At 57.3% G+C, this 14,306-nt stretch carries 12 protein-coding genes; 3 read left to right on the forward strand and 9 right to left on the reverse strand.

The genetic code is table 11. The annotated features are described in order from the left end of the window. Positions 1-7: 7 nt before the first annotated feature. The 5 genes from MRBLMR1_RS00400 to MRBLMR1_RS00420 form a co-directional block, all read right to left on the reverse strand. Positions 8-1,168, reverse strand: coding sequence for a serine hydrolase domain-containing protein (locus MRBLMR1_RS00400; RefSeq protein WP_500063396.1), 1,161 nt, complete (start codon positions 1,166-1,168; stop codon positions 8-10). Positions 1,169-1,244: 76 nt separating this feature from the next. Continuing rightward, entirely contained in the window at positions 1,245-2,279 is a 1,035-nt protein-coding gene (locus tag MRBLMR1_RS00405; protein ID WP_148145183.1) for an extracellular solute-binding protein, read from the reverse strand. Between the two features lie 15 nt (positions 2,280-2,294). After that, positions 2,295-3,104, reverse strand: a complete 810-nt coding sequence (locus MRBLMR1_RS00410) for an ABC transporter permease (RefSeq protein ID WP_148145182.1) — start codon at positions 3,102-3,104, stop codon at positions 2,295-2,297. After that, positions 3,097-4,020 (reverse strand): ABC transporter permease, encoded by a 924-nt coding sequence (locus MRBLMR1_RS00415; RefSeq protein ID WP_500063398.1) that lies wholly within the window; start codon positions 4,018-4,020, stop codon positions 3,097-3,099. Before MRBLMR1_RS00415 ends, MRBLMR1_RS00410 begins: the two co-directional genes overlap by 8 nt. A 4-nt stretch (positions 4,021-4,024) precedes the next feature. Further along, entirely contained in the window at positions 4,025-5,122 is a 1,098-nt protein-coding gene (locus MRBLMR1_RS00420) for an ABC transporter ATP-binding protein (protein WP_148145180.1), read from the reverse strand. Between the two features lie 343 nt (positions 5,123-5,465). On the opposite strand from MRBLMR1_RS00420, the gene MRBLMR1_RS00425 reads away from it, so the two are divergent. Next, on the forward strand, positions 5,466-5,804 hold the full coding sequence (locus MRBLMR1_RS00425) for a cupin domain-containing protein (protein WP_148145179.1): 339 nt from the start codon (positions 5,466-5,468) through the stop codon (positions 5,802-5,804). A 176-nt stretch (positions 5,805-5,980) separates the two neighbouring features. Here MRBLMR1_RS00425 and MRBLMR1_RS00430 read toward each other — a convergent pair whose 3' ends face one another. The 4 genes from MRBLMR1_RS00430 to uxaC form a co-directional block, all read right to left on the reverse strand. Next, positions 5,981-7,264: a TRAP transporter large permease gene (locus MRBLMR1_RS00430; RefSeq protein ID WP_148145178.1), complete on the reverse strand. Its 1,284-nt coding sequence runs from the start codon at positions 7,262-7,264 to the stop codon at positions 5,981-5,983. Then, complete coding sequence (locus MRBLMR1_RS00435; RefSeq protein ID WP_148145177.1) at positions 7,255-7,794, reverse strand: TRAP transporter small permease; 540 nt, start codon at positions 7,792-7,794, stop codon at positions 7,255-7,257. The genes MRBLMR1_RS00430 and MRBLMR1_RS00435 overlap by 10 nt, the downstream gene beginning before the upstream one ends. 155 nt (positions 7,795-7,949) lie before the next feature. After that, a complete protein-coding gene (locus MRBLMR1_RS00440) occupies positions 7,950-8,936 on the reverse strand; it encodes a TRAP transporter substrate-binding protein (RefSeq protein WP_148145176.1) in 987 nt (328 codons plus the stop codon). A 142-nt stretch (positions 8,937-9,078) separates the two neighbouring features. Next, complete coding sequence (uxaC, locus tag MRBLMR1_RS00445; RefSeq protein WP_183685288.1) at positions 9,079-10,488, reverse strand: glucuronate isomerase; 1,410 nt, start codon at positions 10,486-10,488, stop codon at positions 9,079-9,081. A gap of 976 nt (positions 10,489-11,464) precedes the next feature. Here uxaC and MRBLMR1_RS00450 point away from each other — a divergent pair. Beyond that, positions 11,465-12,982, forward strand: coding sequence for a mannitol dehydrogenase family protein (locus MRBLMR1_RS00450; protein WP_148145174.1), 1,518 nt, complete (start codon positions 11,465-11,467; stop codon positions 12,980-12,982). Between the two features lie 46 nt (positions 12,983-13,028). Beyond that, positions 13,029-14,219: a mannonate dehydratase gene (gene uxuA, locus MRBLMR1_RS00455; protein WP_148145173.1), complete on the forward strand. Its 1,191-nt coding sequence runs from the start codon at positions 13,029-13,031 to the stop codon at positions 14,217-14,219. The last annotated feature ends 87 nt before the right edge of the window (positions 14,220-14,306 follow it).

Here is a 14,306-nt window from a genome sequence, read left to right on the forward strand (position 1 = left end):
TGCGTCCTCACAGTGCCAGGCGACTAAGGGTTCGGAAGAAGGCGAGATTGTCCTGTTTTAGCTCGTCGTCGAGCGGGTTTGGCTGGGACGAGAGTTTGACGATTACGGCCTCGTTTTCGGGATCGACGTAAAGCCACTGGCCGTGGATGCCGATGGCGCAATAGGCGCCGTCCGGCTCGCCGGTCTGGTACCACTGGCTGCGGTAACGGCCGTTCGGCATGGTGGTGCTGTTGGATGCCTTCCATGCCTCGGGATCGCCGTTGGTCAGCATGTCCGCGATCCAACTTTTCGGGAGAACTTGCCGTCCGTCCGTTGCGCCACCAATGCGGATCAGTTCGCCGACGCGGGCCAAATCGCGTGCCGTCAGGCAGACGCCGCCGGCGGTGCGGGCTGTGCCGATACTATCGACCGTGACATAGGCATGGTTTCTGGCACACATCGGTTTCCACAAAAGCTCCGACAGCAGTTCACCATAGCGGCGGCCGGTAACGCGCTCGATGACGACGCCAAGAAGATCGGCATTGGGCGAGAGATAGGCATGTCCGCCGCCATGCGGGCGGGCGGCCTTTTTCAACGTCATCAGGAAGGAGGCGAGTGTCTCGACCTCGAAGTTCGGTTCGACCGGGTTCCACAACATGGCGCGGCGATAGCGCGCGAAGGGGCCGTTCCTGTCGAGATAGGTTTCCTCGAAATCGAGACTGACGCGCATGTCCAGCACATCCCGATAACGGCAGTCCTCATAGGCGCTGCCCCTGGCTTCCGGCAGATAGATTGAGACCGTTTTTTCCGGATCGATCAGTCCCTGTTGTTCGAGAATGCCGGAAAGGATGGCGGTGAGCGACTTGCTGATCGAGAAGACGAGATGTTTGGCGTTCACATCTGCATGCGGCGCGTAATATTCGCCGATGATCTTGCCGCGCTTCATCAGCAGGAAGGCATCGGTATGGGCGTATTTCAGAAAGCCTTCGATGGTCGAGATGCCATCCAGTCCGGTTTCGATTTCGCGGGCGACGAATTGCGGTGAGGGGAGGGCCTCTTCCGGCTGTTCGGTGCCGCAGGAAATTTCCGAGGTCGGCACCAGTTCGCGGACATTCTGGAAACTCCAGCGGCTGAAGGGTGTCTCGCGCCAATTGGCAAGCGTCACCGATGCCCGGTCAACGGTGGTCATGTCTTTGATGCTGTCCATATCCTTGTGGTCGCGACAGCGCAGGAAGTGCCTACGCTGCCGGCCTCCCTTGTTCGGCTTACTTCTGCAACTCGGTCCAGATCTTGGTGTAGAGTTCCTGCACTTCTGGTGGGCAAGCGAGGTTGAATTTGCCGGCCGCTTTCGAGGCTTCCGGGATGTTCACCTCGGGTGCCGTCTTCATGTCTTCCGGCATGAAGGCTTCAGAGCCCTTGATGCCATTCGAATAGCGGGCAAAGGCGGAGATCAGGGCCGCGTTTTCCGGCACCATGATGAAGTTGATGAAGAGTTTTGCGTTCTCAACATTCTTTGCATCGGCAAGGATGGCGGCATTGTCCATCCAGACCGGATATCCCTCTTTCGGATAGCCGTAGACGATGTTCTTGTTGGCGAGTCTTCCCCGGAAGGCGGCGCCGTTCCAGTCGACGCTGGCTGCAAGATCGCCCTTGGTGTATTTTTCCACCGTGCCGTAATCCATCGAGATCCATTTCGGTTTGGCGGCGACGAGGATGTCGCGAGCTTTTTTCAGGATCGTCAGATCGCCCGTGCAGGGCTCGCCGCCGGCATAGGTGACGACCATGTGCATGACGTCCGACATTTCCGGTACTACATTGACTTTGCCGACCAGCTCCGGCGGCGGGTCGAGGAAGATCGCGGACGTGTTCGGATCGCCGGAATAGATGGACTTGTCGACGGTCACGCCGGTCGTGCCCCACTGCCACGGAACCGAATAATGGCGGCCCGGATCATAGGCGACATCCACCCATTGCGGGTCCATGTTCTTGAAGTTCTCCATCTGGTCAGGGCGCGATTCCATGAGCAGCCCTTCCTTGATGAAGACCGGCATGGCGCTGGCGGACGGCACGACGATATCGAAGCCGTGGCCGCCCTGACGGATTTTGGCGAGCGCGGTGTCGTTGCTATCGTAGTCGGTCAGCGTAACCTTGACCTTGTAGGCTTCCTCGAACTTCTTGATCAGTTCGGGATTGGTGTAATTGCCCCAGTTGAAGATGTTGAGTTCGCCCTCTGCATGGGCAAGCGTGGTCGAGGCAAAGAGCGCTGCCAGACCGGCGGTAAGTTTCAAGACATTCTTCATTGTTCCCACTCCTGTTTAATCGGATTTTTCGTTGGATCTGCTGAGGAAGAAGAAGATCGTCACTATCGCCAGCGACAGCAGCAGAAACACTGTCGAGATGGCGTTCATTTCGGGTGTGATGGCGCGGCGCAGCTGGCCGAGCATGTAGGTCGGAAGAGTCTCCTGGCCGGCTGACTTGACGAATTCGGTGATGACGATGTCATCCAGGGAGATGACGAAGGCGAGCATCAGGCCGGCAAGGATGCCGGGCCAGAGAAGCGGCAAGGTGATGTAGCGGAACACCTTGAAGGGCGTGGCGTAGAGATCGGCCGCCGCCCGTTCCAGCGCCAGATCCATGTTCTCCAGCCGTGCTCTTATCGGCAGATAGGCAAACGGGATGCAGAAGGCGGTATGCGCCAGGATGAGGTAGCCGAGGCCGGAATAACCAGTCCAGACCTTTATGCGCGAGAAGAGGATGAGCAGGGCTACGGCGGTGACGATTTCCGGCACCATCAGCGGCATGTTGATGAAGGAATATTTGAAGGTGAGGCCGCGATAACCGGCCGTTCGCGTGGTGGCGATGGCGGCAAGCGTGGCGACGGCCGTGGCGATGATGGCGGCGATGGCTGCTATCTGGACCGAGCGGATAGCCGCCTCGATGACGAGGTTGTTGTTCCAGGCGGCGACGAACCAGCGGAACGAAAAACCTTCCCAGCGGGCGATCGAGATGCCCGAGTTGAAGGCATAGACGACCAGCGTGAAGATCGGCACGTAAAGCAGGAAAAAGCAGAACATCGCGATCATCGCAAAGCCGGGCTGGACGCGGATGTCGAAGCGTTTACGCATGGCCGCCTCCGGTCTTTCCGGCATTCTTCACGTAATACAGCATGGCGAAGAGGACGATGATGACGAGGGTGATGGAGAGTGCTGCTCCAAGCGGCCAGTTGCGGCCCTGCCCGAACTGCAGCTCGATCAGATTGCCGACCATCAGGTTCTTGCCGCCGCCGAGAATGCGCGGAATGACATAAGATGACAGAGCCGGAATGAAGACGAGAATGGAGCCGGCGATGATGCCGGGTTTGACCAGCGGGATGATGATCCGCCACAGGACTTTCAGCCGCGTCGCATAGAGATCGTAACCCGCCTCGACGAGGCGGAAGTCGAGTTTTTCGAGGCTGGCATAAAGCGGCAGCACCATCAGCGGCAGGTGTACGTAGACCATGCCGAGCAGGATGGCGAAATCGGTGTAGAGCATCTGGATCGGGGTCGAGATGATGCCGAGCTTCATCAGGATCGTATTGGCCAGACCTTCGTTGCGGATCATCTCCTGGATAGCAAAGCCTCGGATCAGCATGTTGGTCCAGAAGGGGATGGTGATCAGGAAGAGCCAGATCGATCGGTTATGCGGTGCGCGGCTGGCGATGAAATAGGCCGTCGGAAAGCCGACGATCAGGCAAAGCACCGTGGTGATGACAGCGAGCTTGGCGCTGCGCCAGAGGATCATCACATGGGCATCTGCCAATGAGATCGTGTCATCGAATATGTCACGCGAAAGAAAGACATTGAACCAGCCCTGGCCTGAAAGCTCCCATTTCACGTCGCCATAGGAGCCGGACGCCAGCACCGAATAAAGCAGCACGATCAGGAGAGGGCCGACGGAGGCGACGGCAATTAAGACAAGGGCCGGAGCGCTGAGCAGCCAGCGATTGGTAATCTCCTTCTTCTGCGCCGCCGAAGCGGCCTGTCTCGCCCGCTCGGTCATCGTCTCAATCCTTCAGGATCTGTGCTGCGCCTTCGCTGATATTCAGGGACACGGGGTCGCCGGCGGAAAAGCCGATCGGCCCGACCCGATTGTTCTGCTGTCTTATGGTGAAGAGCGATGTGTCGGGCAGCCTGACGCGGATATGGGTGTCGGTGCCGAGATAGGTGAGATCTTCGATTTGGCCATTGAGCATTGCCGTGCTGGACGGTGTGTCGAGCTGCGCATGTTCGGGCCGAATGACGATCGTCACCTTACCTTCCGGCATGAGGTCCACGGGGTAGGTGGCGTCCAGCAGGGTGCCATTGAACAGGCGAACTCTGGTCCTGGGGCCATCGATGGAAATCACGTCGGCGGCGAGGAAGTTGGTCTCTCCGATGAAGTCGGCGACGAAGCGTTCTGCCGGGCGATCATAGATTTCCCAGGGCGCCCCGACCTGCCGGACTTCGCCATGGGACATGACGGCAATCCGGTCGGACATGGCGAGCGCTTCTTCCTGATCGTGAGTGACGAAGATGAAGGTGATGCCGGTTTCTGCCTGTACCCGCTTCAGTTCGACCTGCATTTCCTTGCGCAGCTTGTAGTCGAGTGCCGACAATGGCTCGTCGAGAAGCAGGACCTTCGGTTTGGGGGCGAGCGCGCGGGCAAGCGCCACGCGCTGCTGCTGGCCACCGGAGATTTGCATGACCTTGCGGTTGCGCATCGCTTCCATGTGAACCAGCGCCAGCATTTCTTCGACGCGAGCGGCGATCTCGTGCTTTGGCTTGCCCAGCATTTCCAGCCCGAACCCGATATTCTGTGCAACCGTCATATGCGGAAAGAGGGCGTAGTTCTGGAAAACCGTGTTGACTGGGCGCTTGAAGGGCGGCAGCGGGGCTATATCCTCACCATAAAGCAGGATTTCGCCGTCTGTCGGAAAGTCGAAACCGGCGATCAGCCGCAGAAGCGTTGTCTTGCCGCAGCCCGATGGTCCCAGAAGGGTGAAAAACTCGTTTTGCCTTATATTCAGGAAAATGTTGCTGAGGGCGGTGACCTGACCGGCGCCGTCACCATAAACACGGCCCACGCCTCTGACTTCGATTGCAAGTTCCTGCTGTTTTCTCAAGCACGCCTCACATTTCGTTGCTCGTCATTGCAACTCCAGACAGCATTTCATGTCAAATTGTCGCGGGCAAGCCGCGTTTGCGACACTCGGGAAAGAATCAAGCAAACCACATGCCAGCGGTCGGACGCGAGTTGGAAATCGGCCGATCTTTCTGTGCGATAGAAATGAGAGAGGTCTGCGGGAGATGGCTTGAAAGACGCGCGAGAGCGATCGATGGAAACGGATATAGCCATATTAAAACAATGGCTTGTGTTTCGTCATTTCTAGTCGGGGCAGCGGTTGTTGTAGGCTCTGCGACATGTATTATCGCAAGGCAAAAGTGCATTTTCAGGTGAGGACAATAATGGTAGCGAGCGATTTTTTTGTTTCGGCGGACAAAGCCGATTGGGTAAACCCGGAGCCCGGCGTTAGGCGCCGTATCATGACCTATCTGCCGGAGATGATGATGGTGGAGGTTGTGTTCGAGAAGGGGGCGATCGGCTCGAAACATTCTCATCCGCATATCCAGGCAAGCTATGTCGCAGAGGGCAGTTTCGAAGTCACGATCGATGGTCGGACGGAAGTGCTGAACAAGGGCGGCAGCTTCATCGTGCCGCCGGATTTGGTCCATGGCGTCAAGGCGCTGGAGGCCGGTCGTTTGATCGATGTTTTCAACCCGCATCGTGCCGAATTTCTGAAGTAATGTTTCTCGGTCGCGGTTGCGGTTGAAGCCAATAAAAGCCGGTCGCATCGTCGCGGCCGGCTTTTGTTTGGCGGTGATGTCTGAGCCTTCACGAGCGTTCCGGTCGGGACCAGATTGAACGAAAAAGCGCCCGGTGGAAGCCGGGCGCTGGATTTTCGAACTGCGGGCTGTTGCTTTTAGTGCATCAGCAGGCGTGGCAGCCACATGGAGAACATCGGCACATAGGTGACCAATGCCATGGCGAGGAAGAGTGCGCTGTAGAAGGGCAGAATGGACTTCATCACCTCGCCGACCGAAATTTCACCGATGGCGCAGCCGATGAACTGCGTGGTGCCGACCGGCGGCGTGTTGAGACCAAGTGCGCAGTTGAGCAGCATCACCATGCCGAACTGCACCGGGTCCATGCCATACTGCATGGCAATCGGCAGGAAGATCGGCGTGCAGATCAGGATGGTCGAGGCCATGTCCATGAACGTGCCGAGCAGGAACAGGATGATGTTGATCATCAGGAAGATGACGATCGGGTTGGTCGAAATGTGGCTCATCAGCTCACCGGTCATATCGGCAACGCCGTAAAGACCCATGAGATACTGGAACATTGTCGACACGCCGATCAGCAGCAGAACGATACCGGTCGTCTTGACCGTTTTGGCTGCTGCCGCAAGGAATGCTTCCCAGGTCATCGTCCTATAGATGAAGAAGGTCAGAAGCATCGTGTAGATCACGGCGATGGAAGCGGATTCCGTTGCGGTAAAGATGCCCGAGATGATACCGCCGAGGATGATCACCACGATCAACATGCCGGGTGCCGCTGCTGCAAGCGAGCGCATGACGATGTGCCAGCCGGGGAAAGTGCCTGCCGGGTAACCGCGTTTTCTTGCGACGTAATAGGCTGCACCGAGGTTACAGACCATCAGAAGCAGTGCAGGCATGATGCCGGCTGCGATCAGGGCGCCGATCGATGCCTTGCCGCTGGCGGCCAGTGCATAGATGATCATGTTATGGCTGGTCGGCATCAGTGCGCCAACCAGAGCGGCGTGCGTCGTGACGTTGACCGCGTAGTCGGCGTCATAACCTTCCTTCTTCATCATCGGGATCATGACGGCGCCCATGGCCGACACGTCGGCAACGGGGGAGCCGGCGACACCGCCGAAGAGGGTGCAGGCAACGACGTTCGACATGCCGAGGCCGCCGCGAACATGGCCGACCATGGCCTTGGCTGCATTGACGATCTTGTCGGCAACGCCGCCATGCAGCATCAATTCACCGGAGAAAATGAAGAAAGGAATGGCGAGAAACGAAAATACGTTCATGCCCGCCATCATCTGCTGGAAGCCGACGGCGATCGGAAGACCTTCGTAAAGAATGGTGCAAAGCGCCGACAGGCCGATCGCAAAAGCAACCGGGATCCCCGCAATGAGGAAGCCGACAAAAGTGATACAAAGAATGGTTAGTGCCATGACGGTACGACCTCCGCCTTACGGAAAATGGCCAGGATATGTTCGATTGAAAACATGATGATCAGGACGCCCGAGACCGCGAGCGGAATGTAGCGCACGGCTTCCGTCACATGGAGATTGGGCATCAGGTAGGGAGCGACCGACCAGCCGAGGATCCAGCCATTATAAGCCATGGCGGCACCGAACAGGCAGATGGCGATGTAGATGACCAGTTCCACGTAGCGCTGCATATATTGCGGCAGAAGGACGGTCAGCGAGTCGAGAGCAATGTGACCGGCATCGCGAACGCCAACGGCGGCCCCGATCATGGTGACATAGAGTATGAGTACGATTGCGAGGTTTTCCGTCCAGCTGGGCGAGTCGTTCAGCACGTAACGGCCGAAGACCTGGTAAAAAACGACGGCCACAAGCGTCAGCAGACCGGAAATGGCCAGGATCATGCCGATCTTGGCAAGCGGTGCGTTGATGCTCGTCAGCCAGCCAGTCATCGCAGGTGGATGAGCGGCTTCAGATTTGCTGTGAGTGTTCATATTATCCCCCGGGCGCACCCGCCCGAATACCTGGCTCGGTCTTCGGAATGTACGATGCGCGGTGTCTTGAGGTTTGTAGTGCCCGGCGCCTCTTATCCGGCGTGCAGGCTTTGGAGGAGGAAGCAGCTCCGGTCTGAAGCTGCTTCCTTCATGGTTTACTTGGTTGCCTGGATCCGCTTGACGAGGTCCTGAAGTTCAGGCGTCTTGGCGAACTGGTCGTAGACAGGCTTCATAGCATCGACGAATTCCTGCTTATCATTGACGTCCTCGATAATGCTGCCGGCCTTTTCGACGATTTCCTTCGAAGTGGCTTCGCGTGCATCCCAGAGACGGCGCTGTTCAACCACCGAGTCCTTGGCTGCCTGACGGATCAGAGCCTGGTCTTCCGGCGGCAGCTTGTCCCAAATCGGCTTGGAGAAGAGCAGCAGTTCCGGCACCATGGCATGTTCGGTACGGGTGTAATACTTGGCTGCTTCGTAATGGTGGGACGATTCATAGGACGGGTAGTTGTTCTCGGCGGCATCGATGATGCCGGTCTTCAGGCCGGTATAGACTTCGCCCATCGGCATCGGCGTTGCGTTGGCACCGAGAGCCTGAACCATTGCGACGAACATGTCGGACTGCTGGACGCGGATCTTCATGTTGTGAAGGTCGGCAAGCGTTTTGATCGGCTTTTTGGTGTACATCGAGCGTGCGCCGCTGTCATAGAAGGCAAGGCCGACCATGCCCTGCTTCTCGAGTGCCTTCAGGACTTGTTCACCGATCGGGCCATCAAGCACGGCGCGTTCATGGGCCGTCGAGCGGAAGATGAAAGGCATCGAGATGACGATGGTTTCCGGCACCATGTTGTTGACCACGGCGGCGCTGATGCGCAGCATGTCGAGGCCGCCGATGCGCAGCTGTTCGATGGTGCCGCGTTCGTCACCCAGTGCGCCGTTCGGGAAAACCTTGACGCCGAGGCGACCGTTGGTGCGCTCGGACAGGATCTTGCCCATATACATGGCGCCCTGAACTGTCGGATAGTCATTCGGGTGAATGTCGGCCGACCTGAAGTCGCGAGACATAGCCGGAGACGCAAGAAGGACACCTGCTGCCCCGGCAGCCAGGAGCATCGTGCGGATCGCCTTGAAAGTTGGTTTCATTCGTATTTCCTCCATTAATAAATGATTTAATCAGAAATCTGGCCAGCCGGATCCGGTGCCGGAAATGGATGCGTTGCTCCATTCCCGGCTTTCCGGAAGCCAGTTTTGATAGTCTCCTCAAGCCGACGCCTTTAAGCGTCGGTCAGAGCCGATACGCCTTTTTCGCAAGCGTATAGGCAAGCTCCGTGGCAAGCTCGAAAGCTTCTTCTTCCCGGAGCCTGTGTTCGCTGACGAGTCGCGCCAGGAAAGCGCAATCCACCCGTCGAGCAACGTCGTGGCGCGCCGGTATGGACGGGAAGGCGCGCGTATCGTCATTGAAGCCGACGGTGTTGTAGAAACCGGCGGTTTCGGTGGTCATCTCGCGGAAGCGCCGCATGCCTTCCGGACTGTCGTGGAACCACCATGCGGGGCCAAGCCTCAGTGCCGGATAGGCGCCTGCAAGCGGAGCCAGTTCGCGGGCATAGGACGTTTCGTCGAGCGTGAAGAGCACGACGGTCAGGTCGCGCTCCGCGCCGACGGCATCGAGCAACGGCTTCAGGGCGCTGACATAGTCGGTGCGGCCCGGAATATCGAAGCCCATGTCGCGGCCATGGTTGGCGAACACGGTCGGCGAATGATTGCGCCTGGAACCCGGATGGATTTGCAGCACAAGCCCGTCGTCCAGGCTCATCTTGGCCATTTCCGTCAGCATCTGGCCGCGGAACAGCTTGTGATCCTCCGCATCGGATTTGCCCGCGCGGATCCGGTTGAACAGCGCTGCAGCTTCCTGGTCCGACAGGTTGGCGGTATCGGCTGTAGCGTGACCATGGTCCGACGACGTAGCGCCGAAAGACTTGAAATAGGCCCGGCGTTTGCGGTGTGCGGCGAGATAACCCGTCCACGAGCCGGTGTCTTCGCCCGTCATGTCGCCCAGCTGGTCGAGATTGGCGGAGAAGCCCTCGAAGTCCGGGTCGACCACGGCATCAGGCCGATAGGCGGTAACCACACGCCCGTCCCAGCCGCTGTCGCGGATCGCCTTGTGCCAGCGGAGGTCGTCGAGAGCGCCTTCGGTGGTTGCGATGACTTCGATGTTGAACCGCTTGAAGAGTGCACGAGGCCGATATTCCGGCAGGGCGAGTTTCTCGGCGATCTGGTCGTAGCTCTTGTCGGCAGTCTTTGCCGTGAGCGGTTCATCGATGCCAAACAGGTTGGAAAGGACGAAGTCCATCCACTGACGCGTCGGCGTACCGCGGAAAAGATAATAGTTTTCAGCGAAAAGCCGCCAGATCCGGCGACCATCGGTTTCCACGGTCGCGCCGTCGAGGCGGCGTACGCCAAGATCCTCAAGGCGGATACCCTGGCTGAAGAGCATCCGGAAAATGTAATGATCCGGAACGATCAGAAGCTGAGCCGGATCCGGAAATGGTTCATCCAGTGCATACCATTTGGGATCGGTATGGCCATGAGGGCTTATGATCGGAAGATCCGAGACAGTTTTGTAAAGTGCTTGAGCAATAGAGCGAATACTGTTTTCGGCCGGAAATAAAACGTCAGAATGTATAAGTGATTTCATTGGGGAGCCGACCTCCTTTCGACAACATCAACGCTAGATTGCTGTGAATTGGGATGTCAATGATCTCGTTGCAGCAATGTAGAGGCCGCATTTCTTGATTTTCGTCAATTCTTGCGAACGTCTTTTTTGCGGGAAATCCGCATTGAATCATGGTCATAAAATCACTATCGGCGGTGTCTAAAAAATCGCGAAAATCGGTTTCATGCCAGATTGGGTGTGCGAAATTGTCGCAGGTACTTGCCGTGTCCAGTCGAAGGTGTCGCAGCTTTTCCCTGGGGCCGGAGATTGGTTTTCCTGCGTTCGGAAATTCGAGTTGAGGGGATTTTTTCACAGCTGGTTCGCGGAAACATCATTTGGCGAATTGGACAGGTGTTGAGGTGGCTCTCGCGTCGGTCCCATGAAAAATCAGGCGGCAGCGAACGGCGATTTTATTCATCTAATTGATATTTATAATTAAATCTCACTGGCCGTGACAAACGTCAATTTCTGGGTGCATTCAAAATGTCGCACGCTCGTTATGAATTTTGCTATTCAAGTTCACCCATATGGTAGTATACGTATATGGTAGTGAGGATCGAGGATGAGGAAAACGCGGCTGGTGTGACTACGGCAGTGCATGGATTTCGAGGTCAGAAAATATAGAAGCTGCTGGTTTTGAGGCCTGGTCCACCGGCATATGCGTCGGCTGACCATCGACATGATCAGCGAGAAGATAGTGGTTGCTGCCGTGCTTCGTTCGGTAAGGTGTCAGGTCACGATGGCTCTTTATCCATTGGTTCATTTTGAGTGAAGGTCGAAGCTTGCAGGGGCGTCGTGCCGTGTAGTCGGGCGATTTGTCTGCTAGATGAAATACACGTAAAAAGTGCAATTTTGATGCGGAAAACCCGAGGCTTTATTGTGTCTGCAAGGACTGCCGAAAGACATTGAGTTACGTTTGACGCCCCGTATCTCCTCCTGAGATATTCGAGGATTTTTCATGACTAGCGATTTGAGGAATGATGTTGTCCCGAAACGTCTGGGCAATGCCGCGCTGGCCGGCCTTCCGGATGCAGTCGAGCGTCCGACCTATGACCGCGAGGCGGTCTCCCCCGGCATCGTGCATATCGGTCTTGGAGCTTTCTGCCGTGCCCATGCCATGGTCTACACGGATGACGTTCTGCAGGCCGGGGCGACGGACTGGGGTATTGTCGGAGTGTGCCTCATGTCGCCCGCCATGCGGGACGCCCTGAAACCACAGGATGGACTTTACACGCTGCTAAGCCGTGACAATGACACGGATGTGCTGCGCATCATCGGGTCCGTCCTTGATGTCATGGTGACGGCGGAGCAGAAGTCCGAAGTTTTCGAGCTGCTCTGCAGGCCGGAGATTCGTATCGTGACGCTGACGGTCACGGAAAAGGGATATTGCCTGGACGGTGCGACCGGCGGCCTTGATGAAACACATCCGGCAGTCGTTGCGGATCTCGCCAATCCCACAAATCCGCGAAGTGTTCCCGGCTTCCTGACTGAAGCGCTTCGCCTGCGGCGTGCGGCAGGGCAGGCGCCTTTTACGGTTCTGGTTTGTGATAATCTGGCGCAGAATGGAATCAAAGTTCGCAACGCGGTAACCCGCTTTGCCTCGCTCCGCGATGAAGAGCTGGGGCAGTTCATCTCGCAGAACGTTGCCTTTCCTTGCACGATGGTTGACCGGATCACGCCCGCTACGCAGGACGCCGATCGGCAGAAGGTCGCGAATGGTCTTGGGATCGTGGATGCTTGGCCGGTTGTTACCGAGCCTTTCCGCCAGTGGGTCGTGGAGGATCATTTTCCGCTGGGAAGACCGGATTGGGAAAGAGCCGGTGCAATCATGGCCGAGGATGTTCTGCCCTATGAGTTGATGAAGCTGCGCTGCCTCAACGGGTCTCATTCGACGCTTGCCTATCTCTCGGTGATCGCCGGTATCGAAGCGATCGCTGACGCCATGATAGACGAGGATCTGCCCAAGGTGATCCGCCGATTGTGGGACGAGGATCTGATCCGCACCCTGCCGCCGGTTCCGGGGACCGATGTCGTGGCTTACACCCATGACCTTGAAGCACGGTTCCGTAATACGGGCGTACGCCATCTAACCCTGCAGATTTCCTGGGATGGATCGCAAAAGCTTCCGCCGCGACTGCTGGAAGCCGCCGTCGAACTTTATTCTTCCGGTCGAGAGCCGAAGGTCATTCCGCTGACCGTTGCGGCGTGGATGAAGTTTCTGTCGGGCAGGAATGAGCTTGGACTGGATTATGTCGTCACCGATCCGCATGCGGCGCGGTTGACAAGCATTGCCAAGGATGCCGGCGCTGATGCCGTCAAGCTGGCCAATGCCCTTTTCGACATTCGCGAAATCTTCGGAGACGTGCTGCCCGCCAATGCGCATTTCCGAGCCGAAGTCACCAAACATTTATCGAGCCTGATGAGCCGTGGGGTCCGCAAAACCCTGAGAGCTTTCCTGGGCGAAGCTGAAGCCTGAAGCGTGCAGCTTAGGGCGATACATAATTAGGGTAGGAGAATACCAAATGGAACAGACATGGCGTTGGTTCGGCCCGGATGATCCGGTGAGCCTGGAAAAGATTCGCCAGGCGGGTGCAACCGGCATCGTCACTGCTCTTCATCACATGAACCAGGGTGGCGTCTGGCCGTCTGACGAAATCGCCAAGCGCAAGGCCGAAGTCGAGGCCGCGGGCCTGACGTGGTCGGTAGTGGAAAGCATCGGGGTCGGTGAAGAGATCAAGACCCGCAGCGGCAATTACCGGGAGAAGATCGACAACTACAAGCAATCGATCCGCAATGTCGCCCGTTCCGGCGTGAAGGTGATCTGCTACAATTTCATGGTGATCACCGACTGGAGCCGTACCAATCTGATGTACCGGCTGCCGAATGGCGGTTATGCGCTTCGTTACGACAGCGTCGATTTTGCCGCCTATGATCTCTTCGTTCTTGGCCGAACCGGGGCCGAGGCATCCTATTCGGCTGAACAATTCGCTGCCGCCAAGGCTCGGTTCGAGGCCATGGACGAGGCGAAGATTTCGGAACTGGAACGTAACCTTATCGACTGGCTGCCGGCGCGCGACTTTGCCTATACGCGCTCGACGTTCAAGGAGATGCTCGAACTCTATCAGCAGATCGGGGTCGAGGATCTTCGCGCCAATCTGATCGAATTCCTGCGTGAGATCACGCCGGTGGCGGAAGAGGAAGGCGCACGGCTGTGCATCCATCCCGACGATCCGGCTTTCCCGATTTTCGGTCTTCCGCGTGTTCTGTCCACTGCGGATGATGTGCGCGCGTTATTCAGAGGCGTTCCCCAGGATGCTTGCGGCCTGACTTTGTGCACCGGCTCTTTCGGGTCCAACCCGAAGAATGATCTGGTGGCCATGACGAAGGAATTCGCGCCGCGCATCCATTTTGCTCATTTGCGCAATACGACCCGCGAGCCGGATGGATCATTCTACGAGGCGGATCATCTCGGTGGCGATACGGATCTCGTTGCAGTGACGGCGGCTCTGATGGCGGAAGAAGACCGTCGTGCTTCGATTGGTCATCCGGTGCCGCAGATTCCGATGCGCCCTGATCACGGACATCTTCTGGGTGACGATATCGGCCAGAAATCCAATCCCGGTTACTCTTTTGTCGGCCGTCTCAAGGGATTGGCGGAGCTTCGGGGCGTCATGCAGACCGTGCAGGCTTTCAGGGAGGGACGCGTGGCATAACAGACAGAGTATAGTTTCGCAGCATGCAACCGCATCAATGTTGCCGATACGTCGGAAATCTCGCAAAAGAGGATAACTCGCCCTGAC

The sequence above is a fragment of the Neorhizobium sp. LMR1-1-1.1 genome (assembly GCF_040675795.1).
Lineage (GTDB): Bacteria > Pseudomonadota > Alphaproteobacteria > Rhizobiales > Rhizobiaceae > Neorhizobium > Neorhizobium cellulosilyticum.